Annotated in this window: 19 protein-coding genes and 2 riboswitches; of the genes, 11 read left to right on the top strand and 8 right to left on the bottom strand. The window is 62.9% G+C overall.

Annotated elements, in window-relative coordinates; genetic code table 11:
* The gene (locus ACTAQJ_RS11845; RefSeq protein WP_498696330.1) at positions 1-636 is read right to left on the bottom strand and encodes a LysE/ArgO family amino acid transporter; all 636 of its coding nucleotides are present in this window, start codon (positions 634-636) and stop codon (positions 1-3) included.
* A gap of 68 nt (positions 637-704) precedes the next feature.
* Here ACTAQJ_RS11845 and ACTAQJ_RS11840 point away from each other — a divergent pair, with 68 nt between their 5' ends.
* Positions 705-1,610 (top strand): LysR family transcriptional regulator ArgP, encoded by a 906-nt coding sequence (locus ACTAQJ_RS11840; protein ID WP_498696326.1) that lies wholly within the window; start codon positions 705-707, stop codon positions 1,608-1,610.
* A 114-nt stretch (positions 1,611-1,724) separates the two neighbouring features.
* Positions 1,725-1,949, top strand: a complete 225-nt coding sequence (locus ACTAQJ_RS11835; RefSeq protein WP_477515944.1) for a hypothetical protein — start codon at positions 1,725-1,727, stop codon at positions 1,947-1,949.
* A 37-nt stretch (positions 1,950-1,986) separates the two neighbouring features.
* Here ACTAQJ_RS11835 and ACTAQJ_RS11830 read toward each other — a convergent pair whose 3' ends face one another.
* The 6 genes from ACTAQJ_RS11830 to ACTAQJ_RS11805 all read right to left on the bottom strand — a co-directional run bounded on the left by ACTAQJ_RS11830 (position 1,987) and on the right by ACTAQJ_RS11805 (position 9,304).
* Complete coding sequence (locus ACTAQJ_RS11830; protein WP_498696324.1) at positions 1,987-2,346, bottom strand: multicopper oxidase domain-containing protein; 360 nt, start codon at positions 2,344-2,346, stop codon at positions 1,987-1,989.
* Positions 2,343-4,166, bottom strand: coding sequence for a multicopper oxidase family protein (locus ACTAQJ_RS11825; protein WP_498696322.1), 1,824 nt, complete (start codon positions 4,164-4,166; stop codon positions 2,343-2,345). The genes ACTAQJ_RS11830 and ACTAQJ_RS11825 overlap by 4 nt, the downstream gene beginning before the upstream one ends.
* A 12-nt stretch (positions 4,167-4,178) precedes the next feature.
* Complete coding sequence (locus tag ACTAQJ_RS11820) at positions 4,179-4,652, bottom strand: hypothetical protein (RefSeq protein ID WP_431118565.1); 474 nt, start codon at positions 4,650-4,652, stop codon at positions 4,179-4,181.
* Between the two features lie 187 nt (positions 4,653-4,839).
* Positions 4,840-6,498 (bottom strand): DNA repair helicase XPB, encoded by a 1,659-nt coding sequence (locus tag ACTAQJ_RS11815; RefSeq protein WP_431118566.1) that lies wholly within the window; start codon positions 6,496-6,498, stop codon positions 4,840-4,842.
* 10 nt (positions 6,499-6,508) lie between these two features.
* On the bottom strand, positions 6,509-8,980 hold the full coding sequence (locus tag ACTAQJ_RS11810; protein ID WP_431118567.1) for a helicase-associated domain-containing protein: 2,472 nt from the start codon (positions 8,978-8,980) through the stop codon (positions 6,509-6,511).
* Between the two features lie 108 nt (positions 8,981-9,088).
* The gene (locus ACTAQJ_RS11805) at positions 9,089-9,304 is read right to left on the bottom strand and encodes a hypothetical protein (protein WP_498696320.1); all 216 of its coding nucleotides are present in this window, start codon (positions 9,302-9,304) and stop codon (positions 9,089-9,091) included.
* A gap of 326 nt (positions 9,305-9,630) precedes the next feature.
* Between ACTAQJ_RS11805 and ACTAQJ_RS11800 the strand changes: the two genes are divergently transcribed.
* A complete protein-coding gene (locus ACTAQJ_RS11800) occupies positions 9,631-10,014 on the top strand; it encodes a cold-shock protein (protein ID WP_216926040.1) in 384 nt (127 codons plus the stop codon).
* A gap of 8 nt (positions 10,015-10,022) precedes the next feature.
* Entirely contained in the window at positions 10,023-10,688 is a 666-nt protein-coding gene (locus ACTAQJ_RS11795) for a DUF3027 domain-containing protein (RefSeq protein ID WP_498696318.1), read from the top strand.
* Between the two features lie 83 nt (positions 10,689-10,771).
* On the opposite strand, the gene serC is transcribed toward ACTAQJ_RS11795, so the two are convergent.
* Entirely contained in the window at positions 10,772-11,902 is a 1,131-nt protein-coding gene (serC, locus tag ACTAQJ_RS11790; RefSeq protein ID WP_498696316.1) for a phosphoserine transaminase, read from the bottom strand.
* A gap of 304 nt (positions 11,903-12,206) precedes the next feature.
* On the opposite strand from serC, the gene ACTAQJ_RS11785 reads away from it, so the two are divergent.
* From ACTAQJ_RS11785 to ACTAQJ_RS11755, 7 genes are all read left to right on the top strand, one after another.
* On the top strand, positions 12,207-12,902 hold the full coding sequence (locus tag ACTAQJ_RS11785; protein ID WP_498696314.1) for an iron-dependent transcriptional repressor DtxR: 696 nt from the start codon (positions 12,207-12,209) through the stop codon (positions 12,900-12,902).
* 203 nt (positions 12,903-13,105) lie between these two features.
* Positions 13,106-13,335, top strand: a riboswitch (cyclic di-AMP (ydaO/yuaA leader).
* Between the two features lie 6 nt (positions 13,336-13,341).
* Positions 13,342-14,172, top strand: a complete 831-nt coding sequence (locus ACTAQJ_RS11780; protein ID WP_431118572.1) for a M23 family metallopeptidase — start codon at positions 13,342-13,344, stop codon at positions 14,170-14,172.
* A 145-nt stretch (positions 14,173-14,317) separates the two neighbouring features.
* A riboswitch (cyclic di-AMP (ydaO/yuaA leader) is annotated at positions 14,318-14,481 on the top strand.
* A 4-nt stretch (positions 14,482-14,485) separates the two neighbouring features.
* Complete coding sequence (locus ACTAQJ_RS11775; RefSeq protein WP_431118574.1) at positions 14,486-15,214, top strand: C40 family peptidase; 729 nt, start codon at positions 14,486-14,488, stop codon at positions 15,212-15,214.
* A gap of 98 nt (positions 15,215-15,312) precedes the next feature.
* On the top strand, positions 15,313-16,065 hold the full coding sequence (locus ACTAQJ_RS11770) for an NlpC/P60 family protein (protein ID WP_498696311.1): 753 nt from the start codon (positions 15,313-15,315) through the stop codon (positions 16,063-16,065).
* A gap of 229 nt (positions 16,066-16,294) precedes the next feature.
* Entirely contained in the window at positions 16,295-16,795 is a 501-nt protein-coding gene (locus tag ACTAQJ_RS11765; protein WP_498696310.1) for an HNH endonuclease, read from the top strand.
* Positions 16,796-16,970: 175 nt separating this feature from the next.
* Positions 16,971-17,741, top strand: a complete 771-nt coding sequence (locus tag ACTAQJ_RS11760) for a DUF6457 domain-containing protein (protein WP_498696308.1) — start codon at positions 16,971-16,973, stop codon at positions 17,739-17,741.
* Positions 17,738-19,084 carry a molybdopterin molybdotransferase MoeA gene (locus ACTAQJ_RS11755; RefSeq protein WP_498696305.1) on the top strand — a complete coding sequence of 449 codons (1,347 nt, stop codon included), beginning with the start codon at positions 17,738-17,740 and terminating at the stop codon, positions 19,082-19,084. Before ACTAQJ_RS11760 ends, ACTAQJ_RS11755 begins: the two co-directional genes overlap by 4 nt.
* Position 19,085: the final 1 nt, after the last annotated feature.

Genomic DNA, 19,085 nt, shown 5'->3' with positions numbered 1-19,085 from the left:
TCAGGCCCCCAGGGCGAGCCCTGCGCCGAGGGCTCCCATGGTTACGGCGATCCCACCGTCCAGGATTCGCCACGACTTAGGCCGGGCGAAGAAACCGCGCAGGAATTTGGCACCGAAGCCCAAGGAGCAGAACCAGAGGATGCTTCCCAGCATCGCGCCGGCGCCGAACCACCATTGCAAAGCAGTGCCTTGGGCGCTGGCGAGCGAACCAATCAGTGCGATGTCCAAGTAGACGTGCGGGTTGAGCCACGTCAGCGCCAGTACGGTGGTGAGGACCGCGGCGAGGCCACGTTTGGCTTCGCCACCGGAGGAGGCCGGATCCGAAGAAACGAGCACCTGCGGGCGTAGGGCACGACGAGCCGCAAGTACCCCATAAGTCACCAGGAATGCCGCCCCCACAAAGCGCAGAACCACGACGGCGGCAGGAGCGGCCGCGATCAGTGCACCCGTGCCGAGCACGCCGGCGGCGATAAGGAGGGCATCTGAAAGGGCGCAAACCGCTACAACCGGGCCTATGTGTTTGCCGAGGATTCCTTGCCGGAGAACGAAGGCGTTTTGGGCGCCGATGGCAATGATAAGGCCGAGACCGGTGGCGAGGCCGAGGCCTGCAGAGTTGAAGATGTCAGAGAAAATCACTCTTCAAAACTATGGTTCCCATGACATTTAGGGCAGCTAATGTTTTTGACGTACCGTAAGATTTTCTTATGTCACAGTTTCCCTCTGAGCAGTTGGTAACGTTCGCCACCGTACTTTCGGAAGGCACGTTGGATGCGGCAGCGCGCCGGTTGCACATCACGCCGTCGGCAGTGTCCCAGCGCTTGAAGGCGCTTGAGCAATCGTCGGGAAGGGTCCTGCTTCAGCGGAGTAATCCCACGCAGGCCACCGAAGCAGGCGAAGTGGTCCTTCGACTCGCCCGCCAAGTGGCCCAGTTGGAAGCGGATGCAGGCGTCGAGTTGGGTTTGGGCACGGACGGTCCGCAGCTGGCTGTGCCAATCGTGGTGAATGCTGACTCGCTGGCGGTCTGGTTCCTGCAAGCACTTGCCCGTGTGCCCAGCGATCTCAACATCACCTTTGACCTGCACCGCGACGACGAACAACACTCCACCTCGATGCTGCGTTCGGGGACCGTCATGGCTGCAGTCACGGCCACACCGGATCCGGTGCAGGGCTGCCGTGTGGAGAGCCTCGGAGTCATGCGTTACCGGGCAGTGGCAGCTCCAGCCTTTGTGGATCGTTGGTTCGCAGATGGGGTGGACGGAGGCAAGCTCAACATGGCACCGGCCGTGGATTTCGACAGAAAGGACACCTATCAGTGGGCTTTCGTGGAATCGTGGCCGGATGCTTCAAATACCCAACAGAAGGGGCCGCGACACTACGTGCCAGCGTCGCAAGACTTCGGCGATGCCATTCGCCTGGGCTTGGGCTGGGGACTGATTCCGGAAGTTCAATGCGGGCCGGACATTGCCGACGGGCGCTTGATTGAACTTGCCCCCGAGCGTCCCTTTGATGTTCCGCTCTACTGGCAGCGCTGGAAGACGGCGTCAAGGGTGCTCGACGTCCTTAGCTCCACGGTGAGGGAAGTCTCTGCCGAATACCTTCTGACGCCCTAGTCCCGGAACGTCCGGGGTGTTCGTTCGTGTCCCTCTTTGCTGCCTGCGCTTCCTCCAGGCAACACGCCCACGGATGCTCCTAAAAATGTCAGTGCCCCATTCCACACTGGAAACATGGCAAAAGAAGCAGCCCCCATCAGCATTCATCACAATGAAAAAGCCGCGGACGTCGAGTTCCACGTGACGTACCTGGATACAGACTCGGGCCACATCCGGCGCGAGGAATTTCCGGACCTGGCATCAGCCGAGCGCTTCGCCAGCGCACAGCTCCATGACGCCGATTGCTGGGCAGTGGTGGATCACGTTGCAATCCAGCACGCCAGCCGGATGGTGGCCTGAGCACGTCTAGCCGAAAGACGTCCGCCCACCAGCCGTCCTATTCAGGCCGGTTGTGGGAATGGCCACCGTGTACGAAGTCAGAGGACACGCCTTCGTACTTCAGCATCATCATCATTCCCTCTGCAGCATGGTCCAGGTTGTGGCAGTGATCCATCCAGATGCCCGGATTGTCCGCGTGAAGCAGTAACTCCCATACTTCGCCCGGCAGCACGTCCACTGTGTCAAGGATCAGCGGCGATCCAGTCGGGGCCACGCCGTTCCTGCTGAGTACTTGAACGTGGTGTCCGTGGGGATGCATGGGATGCGGCTCCGCGGTGCGGTTGACGATCGTCAATTTCAAGGTGTCACCCTCCGCCACCTCAATGGATGGCACCAGGGGATAGGAAGCGCCGTTCACCGTAAATGCGTAGCGCGGAATTCCGTCAACAAAGCGGAATTGCCGGTCCAACACCAGCACTTCCTCCCGGACATTTTCTGCGGGTGCCGGTGTGCCAGCCACAGGTTCGCCATAGTCCAAGAGGTCCAGCACGGGCGTCGTCGCAAAGACGCCTGCCTGTGCTTTTTCGGGGACATTGGGCGTCTTCTCCGGGACATCCTGCGCTTCCCAGGGACGTCGGCTGCTTTCGCTGCGGCATCGCCCCTGGCAGCATCTGCATTCACCCCATCCGGGCTGGACGGGGCGATCACGACGACAGCGCTGGCCGCCGAGTCAGAGCGCAGCGTCACCTCGGATTCGGGCATGGTGAAGGTGACGTCCATCCTTCCTCCGGCTCCAAGCCGCAATAGCTTCCCTGTGACCTCCTGGGGCTGGTTCACCTCCGTTCCGTCCACGGCCGCAACCTTGAACACCGTTCCGTCCAAAAGGTAACGCTGTGGCAGGGAATCAGTGTTGATGAGGCGCACCCGAACGCTCGAGCCCGGGACGGCCGCATGCACGCTGCTACGGTCTGAGGAGCCCAGCAACCCCAGACCGCCGAGGTCGTGTCCCGCCACCACAATGTCTGTATCCGCGCGAGGCAGTGTGGGGTTGTGCACGACGAATGTGCCGTAGAGGCCCTTGCGGACACCTTCGGCTGCATCCTGGTGAGTGTGGTACCAATATGTGCCGGCTTGGGCAGCAAGGAAGCGGTAGGTCATGGACTGCCCGGGCATGACGGCGTCCTGTGTTGCCCCGGCCACGCCGTCCATGGCGTTGGGGACGTCGTAACCGTGCCAGTGCAGAGTCACGCCAGCGCTCACGTCCTGGTTCTTAAGCTCAACTTCCATGACCTCGCCCAGTTGGGCCTCAATGCCGGGCCCGGGGAGACTGCCAAAAGTCCAGGCATCGGTGGACTCCCCGGAGGGCAAGGTGATGTGTTCCGTGCGGGCAGTGAGTTCGTAGTGCCGGACCACGGCATTGTCAGGGATGTCTCCCACCAAGCTGGTTACCGGAGTTGGGGCCACCACTGGTGCAGTGGTCACACCTCGGTGATGACCGACGGCGGCCGCGATCACCGCGCCATCGGCGGACCGGCTACCCAGCCAGGCAAAGACTCCCGAGCCCAGAGCGGTGCAGGCCATGAGTCCGGCAACTGCAGCAGCCGCCGTCGTGCGCCTGCGAAGCACGCGGCCCCGGCCGGGTGAGACGCTGCCCCCGGGAGGAGCGGGAGGAGCGGGAGGAGCGGGAGGAGCGGGCGGACGCTGGAACGGAGGGAACAGAGCCAGCCTGGCCAGCATCACGGTCCCTGCAACCAGGAAGAAGAGAATCGCCAGCGTCCACGGGGCGGGGAATGGGCCGAGGACGAAGATCAGGGCAAGTGAGGCAATTGCCGATGCTGCGGCCGACACCATGGAGAGAACCGCCCATTCGTGGGTTCGGCCAACGCGTCCGGGTAGCTCCCGCGAACGTGGTGAGCCGGTGTTCCGCCTCCTCAGCAAGTACGGAACACCGGCCATCGCGGCCCAAGCCGCGGGGATGGCAGTCAAGGGCAGGCTGATGGTTGTGCGTTCGCTGGCAAACCACCAACTGCCGGCCACCAAAGCGGGGAGCAAGGCATAGCGCGTTGCCGTCACAACAACGGCTAAGCCCAGCAGAAGAAGCGCCAAGTCGACAACGCGTGGCTTGGCTGGCCCCCTGTCAGCTGTTGAAGAAATGACCATCCAGGCGGCGGCAATCCAGGCGCCGGCGGCGAGGATGGCCAGCACCAAGTCGACGGCAAGTAGCTGTGAGATATTCACAGCCGCCGCTGATCAGGCCGTAGTGGACGAGGCGGAAGCATCCGATGCTGCTGCCTTGGGTGGTAGGGGTTGGGGATTGAGTGCAAGCGCGCGGGCGCGTCTGAACAACCAGTAGGACATGAAGATGATCAGCAGTCCTGTGATGGGGTGGATGGAAGCCACCCACGAGCCGGAGGGCGTGATGAAATCCTCCGACGAGCCAGTGAGCATGCCGCCGATGATGAAGATGAACAGCTGGACCCACGTCATGAGGAAGATGCCGGCGGCAAGCCAGATGGTCCGGGCGCCGGCCTTGGCAATAGCCGCGATAATCACAGCCAACAGCGCCGAATAGCGCAGCACGAATTGGCCGTTCATTACGTGATAAACGCCCGCTTCGCGCTGGGCTTCAATGGTGTTTTGGAAATGGAAGTAGCCGGCGAAAAAGAGCTGGGCAAGCCCTGATAGCAGGATGATCGCCGCCAGGACCAGGAGGGTCTTACGCATAGGGAATCCTCTGGTAAAAAAATCACAGATTCTTCAAGGCCTTCGAATCGCCGGCACCCTGGCTGCGGGCTACCCCCACTGCCGACGACTGGCCGCCGGGCTGCCTGGACCAAGGGCAACTCTAAAGGGCGGAGAGCTTCACTTGGAATCCTAAAATTGCTGGAGATAAATAGCAATGCCTTAACGACTATTCGTCTGTTGCAGCGTCCTTGCCCACGTCCTTGGCGTCCATGATCCGGTAGGCATATCCCTGTTCAGCCAGGAAACGCTGGCGCTTGGCGGCGAAGTCCTGATCCAAAGTATCGCGGGCCACAAGGGAGTAGAACCGGGCCGAACGGCCGTCTTGCTTGGGCCTCAGAAGGCGTCCCAGGCGTTGGGCCTCCTCCTGGCGGGACCCGAAGGAACCCGAAACCTGGATGGCGACTGAAGCCTCAGGGAGGTCGATGGAGAAGTTGGCAACTTTGGACACCACGAGCGTCTGGATCTCGCCCTTGCGAAAGGCATCAAAGAGTTTCTGCCGGGCTTTGACGCTGGTTTCGCCCTTGATCAGGGGAGCATCCAGCCGCTCAGCGATCTCGTCCAGTTGGTCGATGTACTGGCCGATGACCAGCAGTTGATCACCCTTGTGCGCCGCGACGAGCTGCTCAACCAATTGGGTCTTCGTCTCGGAGGTTGCGCACAACCGGTATTTGTCGGCGTCATCGGCCATGGCGTACGCCACGCGCTCGTCGCGGGGTAGGTCCACGCGGACCTCAACGCAATCCGCCGGTGCGATGTAGCCCTGCGCTTCGATGTCCTTCCATGGAGCGTCGTAGCGCTTGGGTCCAATCAGGCTGAAGACTTCGCCTTCCCTGCCATCCTCGCGCACCAGCGTAGCCGTCAGTCCGAGCCTCCGCCGGGCCTGCAGGTCCGCCGTCATCCGGAAGATCGGTGCGGGCAACAAGTGCACCTCGTCATAGATGATCAGGCCCCAGTCATGACCGTCGACGAGTTCAAGGTGCGGGTAAAGTCCACCGCGCTTGGTGGTGAGCACCTGATATGTGGCGATGGTGACTGGCCTGACTTCCTTGACCGCACCGGAATACTCGCCGATTTCATCTTCGGTCAAGGACGTTCGCTTGAGCAGCTCGTCCTTCCACTGACGTGCCGAAACCGTGTTGGTAACCAGGATCAGCGTTGTAGTGGAGGACGTCGCCATCGCTGCCGCGCCCACCAGGGTCTTTCCCGCACCACAAGGAAGAACAACGACGCCGCTGCCGCCGGCCCAGAAGTTCTCCGTGGCCAACTTCTGGTAAGGGCGCAACTGCCAGCCTGTTTCATCGAGCATGATCAGGTGCGGCTGCCCATTGACGTACCCGGCAAGGTCCTCGGCCGGCCATCCCAACTTGAGGAGCAGCTGCTTGAGCTGACCTCGCTGCGAGGAGTGAACCACCACAGTCTCGCCATCGATCCTGGGCCCAAGGAGTGGGGCGATCTTCTTGGCGCGGATGACTTCCTCCAGCACGGGGTAGTCGTCAGTACGCATCACCAGACCGTGCTGTGGATCCTTTTCGAGGCGGAGCCTGCCATAGCGGGACATGGTCTCTTCGATATCGATCAACAATGCATGCGGGACCGGGAAGCGGGAGTACTTCAGCAGCGTATCCAACACTTGCTCGGCGTCGAGTCCTGCGGCTCGGGCGTTCCAGAGCCCAAGGGGCGTCAGCCGGTAGCTGTGCATATGCTCGGGAGCGCGCTCAAGTTCAGCAAATGCCGCAATGGCGTGCCTGGCTTCTGTAGCGAGCTCGTGATCGACTTCCAGCAGGATGGTTTTGTCGCTTTGTACTATCAGTGGACCGTCGGTCACTCTTGAATCCTCACTTGCGCAGCTCTCCTGCGGGTTCTACATCGATGATCCGATGGATGGACAGCACACGTTCTGTTTCCTTGCCAGGATCGAAGACCCTGACGCGGCCACCGGAGACGGAGACAGGAACCACGGTTTCGGTGTTGGCATTCCCCAGGCTGTCCACCACGTTCATGGTGACGGCCTGTTTGAGCCGGATGGCCTTCTGCAGCGTTTCGAGGCCGAGCTGCGTGGAGGCTTCGCCTGTCGCATCGGCCGGGACGCCACGGTGCTGCCGCAAGACCGAAAGCTGGGCTTCGACGTCGTCGTCCGGTGGGGCCGTCCGCGGTGCCGTATAGACCGGACGCGCGCTGCCAGGCACTGCCGCTGTCCGTCTAAAGCGCACGACGGCGGGTTCCGCGTCCTGGACGGCAGGGGACAGTCCCAGCTCGCGCAGCACACGTGCAGTCTCTTTGGGGCTGGCAGAGGATGTCAGGACGGTGGGGGCGATCCGAACCAGGCTCAGTGCAGACGTGCGGGCCTCCTGCAGCAGGTCAGTGATGGCGGATTCGTCGTCGCTTTGGATGAAGCTGGCACTGGAACCAATCCGCAAACGTCCGTGTCGGGACGCTGTGTCCTGCACCAGGTATGCGAGCGGTTGCGGCACGTCCGTGGCTGAATGCTCGCGGAGGAACGTCAACAGCGATTCCGCATCCTGGCCGGCGTCGAGGGCCCTGCGGATGGTTGCCGTGGAAAAACGGTAGATCGACGCCGGGCCCTGGCCTTCGGCGTCGGCCATGAGCAGCAGCGTTTCGCTGAGTTCGGGCGCGAGATAACCGGGCGCTACGGCTGTGAGGTCGGCCTGGAGGAGGATGTGGTTGACCGCGGCGGGCAGGTGTTCACCGAGGAGGGTCATCGCCTCTTCCGGATGGCCCAGCGCGATGGCAGACCCCAACTGCGTGAAGGCCCCGGACCCCATCAACCCCAACAAGGTGGCTTCTTCCAGGATCCCCCTCACCAGGGAGCTGAACCGGCGGGACATCCGGGGCTGCGTCCATTCCGCGCGTTGCAGCACCGCGCGCGCGTCAAGGACAGGTGCTTTGCCATCCGGAGCGGCCGCCTCCACCGTCAGTTCATTGAGGATCTCCAGGATCCTGCGCCGGACCACAGGAGCGTCCGGTCTTTGAGCCTCCGCGGACAATGGATTGATGGTGCTGCCGGCGGAACCTGGATGGGATGGCGAACCGGACGTCGCTCCCGGGAGGGGCTGCCCCACCATGGAAGGTGCCCGCTCGCTGGCCAACCAGGCATTCACCAGCCAGAGCCACTGTTCCTGCCGCGGCAGGGAGAGCCATTCCAACGATGGCGGCTGGATCCACGTGGAACTGTCAACGTCCAGCCGCACAAGGCCGGCCAGCGCGCAGAACTCCAGCAGGAGGGCAGTTTCGTGGACGCCGCACCGGATGGATTCTGCAAGGCGTCGCAGCTCACGCACGCCTACGCCGCCGCTCCGGAGGGTTGCCAATGGCTGCTCACGGACCGCGAACAGCACCTCGCTGGTGAGCCGCAGTGTCTCGGCGATCGCGCCCATGGCGGCGTTGCGCCGGAGGGCGGCACTCGTGTGGCCCAGTTCCGGAACCGGAGGGCTCAGGCTGAAGTCGTCAACGATCGCACCACCGCGCAGTGCGATGCCGACACTGTGCGGCAATTCGACGTGGCCGGCATCCAAAGGAACCAGCAGGCCGCGGGCCAGCAGCCAGTCGACAGGCCCGACGTCGGCGCTTTCGTGGGTCACGGAGGCCCGCCGCTGAGCTTGGGGGACCGCGCCCATGGCCCAACTGCCGAACTTGTCCAGCAAGCCGACGGTCCTTTCGGGCGCCGTGGCCAGAATGGCGCGCACGTTCTCCGGACTTGAGGTCCACCGCTGCAAGGACAATGCGGCGTCCATGGGGGTGCTGGCGGGGTGGATGTCCAGGCCGCAGTGATGGAGCTCGGCTACAAGTTGAACCACGCGTTGGGCAAAGGCCGGCTGCAACCTGACCAGTTCTGTGTAGCTTCGGCCCAGGCCGGCCGGATAGATACCGATCACGTCCTTCAGGCTTCCAACCGGAAGGTAGAACCGTTGCCGGGAATTCGGTTGTGAATTTGATGCCGCCGGCGGATCTGCCCGGTGGATCAGCGCCAACTCCTGAAGTTTGGCAAGAATCGGTTCCAGCGCAGAGAGGGTGGAACCGGCAATGACCTTCTTGAGCCCGGCAGCGGAAACACTGTGGCCAGTATCGGCATTCGTGCACAGATGGAGCGTTTCCAGAACCTGCATTTCAGGCTTCGTCAGGCGCTCCAACGCCCGTTGCACGCTGACCCGGGCGCTTGCCCGGGCCGCCAGCGCAGCGAAGTCCGGGGCCATGGGAGAAATCAAGTCGGGTCGCGCGGCAAACAAGGCCCGCAGCGAGTTATCGCTGCGCGCTTCCAGTTCCTTGCTGAGCGCGCGAATAAGGGACATCAATCCAACGTTACCGCCACCGGGCCACTCGTGCGTGGCCAAGGCAAAGCCGCCCCGGTTGATTTGCTATTGACGGCCCCTGATTTGCGATTGACGGCGCTTGATTCGCTATTGCCGGCGCCGTTGACGGACGGCATCCAACACCAGGACCACGGCAAGCATGAAGGCAACCGGCAGTCCGTACAGGGCGGTGGACGTGATCCACACCGGCGCCACTCCACCGTTGAAGGCGATAGCGATGACCGCGCCTACAGCAGCCAAGGAGAGGACGGCAATCATGGCGGCAACGATCATGAGGGGGCGGCGGTAACCCGGGGAAGTCATGCGCCTAACGCTAGCAGCAGGGCCACACGAACCAGGCCTGTGGGCTACTGGCTGGCCGGCATCGCAGCCTGCGTCGCGGCCCGCGTGCATGCAGGGTGCAGGAAAGGTGCAGCAAGCCGTGCAGCAAAGGCGCAGCAAAGCGTGAAGCAAAGCGTGAAGCAACGGCGCCGCAAAGCGGCGGCAAAGCATGAATAGGTGGTCCGGCAGGATAACCTTGAAGTAACAGACCAACACGGACCGTGCTGTCTCCCTCGATCCCGCACATCCCTGCGGATGCGGTGGCGGCGCGACGTGTCTCCAAAGCAAGAACGAAGAAGGTTGATTACGTGCCCACCGGCAAGGTCAAGTGGTATGACAAGGAAAAAGGCTTCGGATTCCTCGCGGCTGAGGACGGCCAGGAGGTATTCCTGCCCAAGACATCGCTGCCCGCAGGCGTAACCGAGCTCAAAGCCGGTACGCGTGTGGAATTTGGCGTGGCCGATGGCCGTCGCGGTGCCCAGGCATTGGGCCTTCGGGTCCTGGACAAGACGCCCTCCATCGCCAAGGCCAAGCGCATGAACGCCAAGGACCTGGCGCCTTTGGTGCAGGACCTCGTGACCGTGCTGGATAACTTGTCCGGTACTTTGTCGTCCGGCAAGTACCCGGAAGGCAACAAGGCCAAGGCGATCGGTATGGCGCTGCGCAAGGTTGCCGACGAGCTGGAAGCCTAGGAACTGCCATGACTTCGGAATCCGCACAGGATACACAGGCCGGAAGGGACGCGCAGGCCAGCCCTGAGGCCGTTACTGCCGTCGCCCCAGTTCCTGTCACCGGGGGGAATCCTGTCAACGGGCAAGCCCCTGAAAACAGCGACACCCCTGCGCGGAAGCCGGTCGCAGCCAAGCCGCGGGCCGGCTTACCCGTGTGGCGCACTGGCAAACCGGATGCGTTCCTGGCTGCCGCCGTCGACGTCGCGCGGGAAGCGGTGGAGACTATCTCCGACCCGGGCGAGGTGGGTGCCCACGTAGGCGCAAAGTCCGAGGGCGACCGCGTGGTCACGCACTTGTTCGAGTCGAAGCTTGCGGGATACGGCGGGTGGAAGTGGTACGCCGTGATCACGCGCAATTCCCGGTCAAAGACCGTCACAGTCAGCGAGCTTGGCCTCTTGCCCTCTGAAGATTCCATCCTGGCCCCGGAATGGGTCCCGTGGGCAAAGCGTGTCCGCCCGGAAGACGAGACACCCTTGGTGGAGGAGACGGTTGAGGAAGTGTCCGAGGAATCCGTGCAGGCAGATGAAGACGACGCCGCCGAAACATCCGATCCCGACGCGGAGGATGGCGAAGAAGCTGATGAAGCCGAGCCAGCCGACGAAGAGGACGACGACGTCGCCCGTCCAGGCGATTAACGGCAGCGGCGCCGTCCGGGAAGAACCCTGACGACGCCGTTTCCCGCCTTGCGCGGAATTCCGCGACAGTTACTTCTTCAGAGCTATTTCTTGAGTTCGCCCACGACGTAGTCGATGCTGGCGAGCAGGGCTGAGACGTCGTCCGGTTCGATAGCGACGAAAGTGGCAATGCGGAGCTGGTTTCGCCCAAGCTTGCGGTACGGCTCGGTGTCCACGACGCCGTTGGCACGCAGGATCTTGGCGATTGCAGCCGCGTCGATGGAGTCATCGAAGTCGATGGTGGCGATGACGTTGGAGCGGTCCTCAGCCTTGGCGACGAACGGTGTGGCGTACTCGGAAGCCTCAGCCCAGGAGTAGATGCGGCTGGCAGAGTCTGCTGTGCGCTTGCTGGCGAAGTCCAGTCCACCATTGCTATTGAGCCACTGCACCTGCGCGTCCAAGGTCACCAGCGTGGACAGTGAAGGTGTGTTGTACGTCTGGTTCAGTTTGGAGTTCTCGATTGCGGTCTGGAGGTCCAGGAAGTCCGGGATCCAGCGGTCGCTGGCCTTGATCCGAGCAGCGCGCTCCAGTGCCGCGGGGGAGAACAGGCCCAGCCACAGGCCGCCGTCAGAGGCGAAGTTCTTCTGCGGGGCGAAGTAGTAGACATCCGATTCGGCGACGTCAACGTCCAGCCCGCCGGCTGCTGAAGTAGCGTCCACCAGGACGAGCGAACCGGCGTCGGCGCCCTCGACGCGCTTCACGGGGGCTGCAACACCAGTTGAGGTCTCGTTCTGAGGCCAGGCATAGACGTCAACGCCAGCCTCCGCCCGGGAGACCGGCCGCGTGCCGGGCTCGGACTTGATGATGGAGGATTCATCCAGGAACGGGGCTTTGTTGGTGGCCGCGGCAAACTTGGAACCGAACTCACCGAAGGAGAGGTGCTGGGCCTTTTTCTCAACCAGGCCAAAAGCCGCTACATCCCAGAAAGCAGTGGAACCGCCGACGCCGAGGACAACCTCGTAGCCCTCAGGTGCACGGAAGAACTGGCTGAGCCCTTCGCGGACCGAACCCACCAGGTTCTTGACCGGCGCCTGACGGTGTGACGTGCCAAGAATGGTGGTCGATGCGGCAGACAGGGCCTGGACCTGTTCCGGGCGGACCTTGGACGGTCCCGCGCCGAAGCGTCCGTCCTTGGGCAGCAGGTCGGCGGGAATAGTGATGCTGTTGTCGCTCACGTATGGCTCCAATGGGTATCGGTTAGAGAGGGGGAGGTGGGCAGGTGGCATCGGCTGCCCCTTCGACTCCCTCATTCTGCCTGACCGGACCCGCCGTCAGGAATCTGCGGTTGTCATAGTCCGCCACGTGGAATGCCGGACCACCACGGGCATCGCGGCGCGGGGAAAAATTATCCAGAGTAATTCCAAATAAGCTAGGCTGGGGTTGACGTTCCTGAGGTGTCGGTTGCACGCCGTCCACCTTGGCTGGGACGCGGTACGGTGGAGATTACGCAAGAAATGCGTTCGAGGAGAGCTGAGCTGGATGACGGATCTGATCGATACCACTGAGATGTATCTTCGGACCATTTTGGAGCTTGAAGAAGAGAACATCGTGGCTCTTCGCGCACGCATTGCGGAGCGTCTGCGGCACTCGGGTCCCACGGTTTCCCAGACCATTGGACGCATGGAACGCGATGGCCTGGTGATTGTGTCCAACGACCGCCACCTGGAGCTGACCGAAGCCGGGCGCAAGCGGGCCACCGAAGTCATGCGGAAGCACCGCCTTGCCGAGAGGCTCCTGGCCGACGTCATTGGTCTGGACTGGGCGTACGTTCATGACGAAGCATGTCGCTGGGAGCATGTCATGAGCGAACGGGTGGAACGCCGGCTCTATGAGTTGTTGGAGCACCCCACCGAGTCACCGTATGGCAACCCCATCCCGGGTTTGGAAGCGCTTGGCGGCCTCGCCAGCCAGCCCCTTGCCCGCTTGGACGTGAACCTGCTGCATGCGATGGACGGGTACGCTGCCGATTCACGCGTAGTGGTCAGCCGCCTTGCTGAACCCATCCAGGTTGAGCCCGAGCTCCTCACCCAGCTCGACGAAGGCGGAATTCGTCCTGGCGCAACTGTCTCCTTGGAACGGGTGGGGGAGTACATCTCCGTCCGCGTTCCCGGCATTGAAGGAGCGCTGGAGCTGCCTCCCGAGGTAGCTGCGCACGTCTTCGTCGCCGTCAGCTGACTCTGACTTTCCCTCTGACCGCGGGGAGTGTCAGATCTCACTTTGGGATGGTCGGCGCGCGTGTGACCTGCGGATTTCCGCGACTGATGATATGGGGGCCACCCACAACACGGTCGTTTGGAAAGATAACGAATTTATTACTGCGGGCTTTAATCACCTATAGTTATCTACTAGCGCCGATACCAAAGCGTTACCTGATCTGGAGCCGAGCTCTGCCAGCAGATCAGGTGTGTCATCAACTACTGGCAGAGGCGGGGGAACCACAAGCGGCTGCCTAAAGAAGCAGCCTTGGGGTGAAGTCCGCAGCAGAAGTGCCTACTAACGCAAGTCCTCCCGGGGATACCTGTGTGCCGTTTGCGCTTCGTGCGGACCGGGTCTTTGAACTCTCTGACCCGAATCCGACAGCTAACTTCGCAGGCTTTCCAGAGAGGAACAGAGTTTGACATCGCAGAACGTCAGGGGCCGCCGCCGCGCGTCCGGCCCCGCTGCTGAGCTACGGCCAGCCCGCGCCGCAATGGAGATCCGGCCACGCGACACCCCGCGTCAGGTGCGCCGCCGTAAGAGCCCGTTGCGCCAGGTAGCCGACTTCGCCGCAGCCAGTGGTGTCGGGCAGAAGGCCGGTGTCGCGCTTGCCGCCACCGGACTTGCCCTGACTGTAGGCCTGCCTGCCACAAGCCCCGTCATGGCCACGTCCGAGTCCGGACAGGCCGAGGCGGCCCTCTCCGTGCCCGGTGGCAGCCAACCGGAAGTTTCTGCAGCAGCCTCTGCCAAAATTGATTTCAGTCGTGCAGCAGTCGCTACCGCCGCTGATCCTGACGGCAAGCTCAAGCAGTTGCTGAGCGCCCAGTCAGCGGGGAGCATCCAGCGCGCCTCCTCACTTGGCACCTTGGGAAGTCCGCTGGACAAGCTGGTCACGGCATCACCGTTTGGCTACCGTGTCAGCCCCCTTACCGGCGGCACCGGTGACTTCCACCGTGGCCAGGACTTCGTGGCCCAGTGCGGAACCGCCGTTCACGCGGCGGCCGCAGGCAAGGTCACGTTCGCTGGGTGGCATGAGTACGGCGGAGGCAACCGCGTGGTGATTGATCACGGCAACGGCCTCGAGACCACGTATAACCACCTGTCGTCCTTCAACGTCAAAGTGGGACAGACTGTCAGCCGCGGCGATACGGTCGCGCTGAGTGGCACCACAGGAGCTTCTACGGGCTGCCACCTCCACTTCGAGGTCCAGGTAAACGGCGAGGTCGTAGATCCCATGGGCTGGCTCTGAGCCAGTTGATGGTTGCCTCTCGCATCCATGACACGCCCCGTGACCTGAATGTGACATTCACGAACATCTGTTGTACCGTCTAAAGCGCATCGGCTTTTTAGGGGGCCGATGCACTTGAGTGGATTGCCTAGCTCTGCCACCACTCGAGGTCCGTTCGCAAAAATCGTCTGGCAGGGGCGGGGGAACCAATTTTGGTCTTCGAGTCAGAAGACCTTGGGGTTAAGTCGCAAAAGCTTCCTTGAAGCCGCGCGGCCGGATGACTCCCATCCGAATCCGACAGCTCACCTCGCAGGCATTGGGAGAGGCTACCTTCGTGTCATCACGCACTACCCCTGCGCGCCATCGCGCCGAATTGGTTCGCACGAACCCGTTGAACACCCTTTCCAAGGCTGTCTCAACCAATGCAGGCACCGTAGGCCGCCAAGCCGCCGTTCTGGCCGCAGCCTCGGGGCTCGTTCTCAGCGTTGGACTCCCGGCCCAGGCCGCTGACACCGACGTTTCCAAGTCGGAATCCTCCAGCACCCAGCAGTTGGTCGCCACCGCAGTTGTTACCGCGGAGCCCACCGCAACCGTTTCCTTCGAGAGCCCCGTTGTGGCTACCAAGGAAGCTCCCAAGGTTCAGCGGGCCTCCCAGCGCACGGCAACCGAAGACCAAGCGAACGGCACCCTCGGTGCCCTGTCCTCCAAGGCCAAGGATGCCGCTTCAAGCGCGGCAGCCTCAGGACTTGCAGCAATTGCCTACACCGGCATCGGCCACCCCTACGTTTGGGGCGGCACTTCCCCCAACGGCTGGGACTGCTCCGGATTTACCCAGTGGGTTTACGCCCAGGCCGGCATCAGCATCCCCCGCGTCAATGCCTGGACGGTCATGACCCCCACCAGCACCCCTGCGCCTGGCGACCTCGTCGTGCAGAACGGCGGAGCCCACGTGGGCATCTACGTCGGTAACGGCATGATGATCAGCGCTTTGAACCCCAGCCAGGGCACGCTCCTGCACTCCGCGGCCTCCACCGGCACGTCCTCGTTCTACACCCTCCGCTAGAAAATCCCATTCGGGGTAAGCCAGCATGCCCCCCAAGTGCTGGCAGCCCATAACCCGCGTGCGACCCCACCGTGCGCGGATACGAAAAGAGAGTAATCATGACCAGTGCAAACAAGGTTGCACGGCATAGAGCTGAGGCCCCCAAGACCAGCTCACTTGCCGTCATTGCAAAGGCTGTCAGCGACAACGCCGGTGGCGTTGGCCGTCAGGCAGCAGTGATCGCAGCTGCGTCGGGCCTTGTCCTGACCAGCGGCGTTGCTGCAAATGCTGCGGACACCAACGTCCAGCGCGAATCTACGTCTGCGTCCACCCTTGACGTGCAGTCGGTTGCCCAGGCCACCATTGCTGCCGATTCCAGCGTTGCCATTTCCTACGAGCGCCCCGTGGTCAAGACTGTGGAAGCCCCCGCTCCCGTCGTCGAGAAGGCACCTGCCAAGGAAGCTCCGGCTGCCGGCGGCACCGCTACTTTGGCGGTCAACACTGATGCGTCCGCGGCCAAGGCGCCTGCTGCGTCCAGCGGCCTCGGTGCGGCTATCGCTGCAGCGGCCTACGCTCAGCTCGGCGTCACGCAGGACTGCACCATGCTGGTGACCAACTCGCTGGCCGCCGTCGGTATTCACTTCCACGATTGGCCGGCCGGCTACCTCTCCCTCGGCCGCACGGTCAGTGCAGCTGAAGCCCAGCCTGGCGATCTCGCTTACTATGCCAACGGTGGCTACGGCGGAATGGCACACATCGCTGTTTACGTCGGCAACGGCATGGCAGTCCACGGTGGATGGAACGGATCCACCACGGCACTGTTCAGCGTGAACGTTGGCTCCGGCCCCGTTTTCATCCGCGTCAACGGCTGATCAAATACTCCACGGAACACCCCGCAGGCTCAGGCCGGCGGGGTGTTCCGCTTTAACCACGGGGTGTCCCGCACATGAACTTTCGCCAACACCGCAGGTGAAACGGCGGAAAAATTCGTTGATATGGCATATAAGTGCTTACCCTTGTGTTGTCGATCCACAGCCCGTACAAGCAGAGGGCAGCCGGCCCTCGTGCCCCTGACGGGTGCGGCCGTGAAGAGGTACGTGCATGCGCACACTCGTTCTGAATGCTGGATATGAACCGCTGGCGGTAGTAACCTTCCGCCGGGCGCTGGTCCTTGTGCTGACTGGAAAAGCTAGCGTGGTGGCCGAAGACGACGAGCCTGTCGTCGGGCCACAGGAGGTTCTCGGAAGACCATCCGTGATTCTTCTCAATCGCTACATCCGGCCCCGGTACAACAGGATCACTGCCGTGAGCCGCCGCGGGGTACTCCGCCGCGACGGCCATCGCTGCGCCTATTGCGGGAAAACAGCCCACACCATAGACCACGTCCACCCCAAATCCAGGGGCGGCGCGGATTCCTGGGAAAACCTGGTTGCGGCGTGCTTGAAATGCAACAACGCCAAGAGTGACCACACGCTCGCTGAGATGGGTTGGAAACTTCGTTTCAAACCTGGCGTGCCCACAGGAACCATGTGGCAGATCAAAGAACTCGAGAAACCTGCGCCGGACTGGGACCCGTTCCTGTTGCCGGAATCCGCCGCCTGATCGATTTCTGTTGCGCTCCAGCCGTCCGGGTAATCTGGGCGGATGGAGTTCAACGCTGTGATTCTGGCGGGTGGCAGGGCCACCCGTCTCGGTGGCGTGCCCAAGCCCGGATTAAACGTTCGACGGCGCCAGCCTCCTTTCGCATGCCCTGCAGGCGGCACGGGGTGCTTCCGCTGTGGTGGTGGTTGGTCCTGACACCTCTGGTATCGGCGGCGTCCTGCCTGATGGAGTTCTTAGCGCCCGGGAGGAGCCGGCCTTTGCTGGCCCTGCCGCCGCGATTGCTGCTGGTCTGGCGGCTTTTCACCATAATGGAGGGCCAGCGCCGTGGACGCTGGTCCTTGCATGCGACATGCCGCACGCCTCCAGGGGCATTGCACCCCTCTGGGAAGGATTGCGTGCGCATCCTGAAGTGGAAGGTGCCATGGCCGTCTCAGCCGACGGCCGGCAACAGCCCCTTCTGGGGGTCTACAGCACCACCGCTTTGGAAAGGGAAGTTGCTGCCGCTTCTGCAACTTCGGGGTTAACGAACTCTTCAGTGTTCCGGCTGCTTGCTAGGCTGAACCTGCTGGCCGTTACTGTTCCCGATGGGTCTACCGATGACGTGGACACGTGGGAGGACGCTGCGGCCCTGGGCATACACAACGAGCAGGAGGCGGACATGAAGAGCCAGGAAGAGACGCTCGAGGATTGGTGCCGCACACTGTTGCAGGCGTTTGAGCTTGAGGGCGTTGAAGTGGACATCAATGAAGTCCTCTCGGTGGCAGGAGTCGCCGCCCACTCCGTGGTTCGGCCTGCGGCGCCCCTGACTACGTTCATCGCCGGTTACGCTGCCGGTATGGCCAGGGGGATCGGACAAGCGGCGGACGACACCGCCATGAGCGCTGCCCTTGACCTGGCCCGCCAGGTTGCCAAGCAATACCTGGAGCCCGGGACTGAGGCGGAATGACCGAGGCCCCCGGACAGGGCCACCACCACGCGGCACACACATGGCATGAGGCCCGGCAACGTGCCTTTGAGGTCGCTGCTCCCATCCCGCCAAGCCCGGTGCCACTGAAGGCCGCCTTGGGAAGGAAGCTTGCCTCGGATGCAGTGGCCATTCAGGACATGCCGCACTATGCGTCCTCCGCCATGGACGGCTGGGCCGTCAACGGAACAGGCCCATGGATTCTTGTTGAGTTCGGCCACAGACTTGCTCCCCACCAGGCCAGTCCCATCGTCACCGGAGGACTCATTCCGCCAGGCGCCAAGGCCGTTCTGCGCAGCGAAAGTGGCGTTATCACCACGGACGACGACGGTCTGCCAATCCTTGCGCTTGGCGGGGCCGCGAAGCCGGGGGAGCCACGCAATGGCCAGCACATCCGCAAGGCTGCCGAGGAAGCTGCAGAAGGGGACGTGCTGCTCAAAGCCGGCACCATCCTGAATCCTGCGCACATTGCCTTGGCTGCCCTGGCCGGTCTGGATGAGCTGGAGGTCCTGGGGAAACCCTTGGTGCGGTTCCTCCTGACCGGCTCGGAAGTGGTGACGCAGGGGGTTCCCATACCGGGCAAGGTCCGGGATACCTTCGGACCTCAGCTTGGCGCCGTCGTCGAACTCCTTGGTGGCATCGCAGGAGAGCAACTCAAGGTAGGCGACAACTACGACGACTGGCTTGCCGCTTTGCAGGACACCGAGCCTGAACCCACGGAACCATTTGCCGCAGCAGAGCCGCCGGCCGACGTCGTGATTACTACGGGCGGAACCGGACGCTCGGGGACGGACCATTTCAGGAGGGCCGTGGCTGAACTGGGCGGCAGGCTGTTGATCGACGGCATTGCCATGCGCCCCGGGCACCCGGCCGTGTTGGCGGAGCTTCCGGACGGGCGCTTCGTGCTGGGCCTGCCCGGAAATCCGCTGGCTGCCATGATGGCGCTGTTCACAGTTGGGGGGCCGCTGCTCGCAGCGCTTGGCCACGGGAAGCTGGAGGATGTTGGCGAGGTTCCCAGCGGTGCAATGATCGACGCCGATCCTGGACGGACGCGCCTGATGCCGTTCAAGCTGGTCTATGGATTGGCATCGCCCGCGCAGCATGCAGGGCCTGGGATGATGCGTGGGCTGGCAGGAGCAGATGGCGTCATGGTGGTCCCGCCACACGGTGTCCAGATGGGCGAGCTGGTCCCGGCTTTTCCTTTGCCATGGGGCAAACCTCTGCCCACGCCCCAAGATGCTGCAGGAAAACCACGGAAGTCGCCGGCCCGTCAACAAAAGAAGGCCCCTTCCGGTCCTGTTGACTGGAGCGCGCTGGAAGCCTGAA

The sequence above is a fragment of the Arthrobacter sp. alpha11c genome, assembly GCF_054149985.1.
The sequence above is the reverse complement of the archived record's forward strand: the minus strand, read 5'-3'. Positions and strand labels throughout refer to the sequence as shown.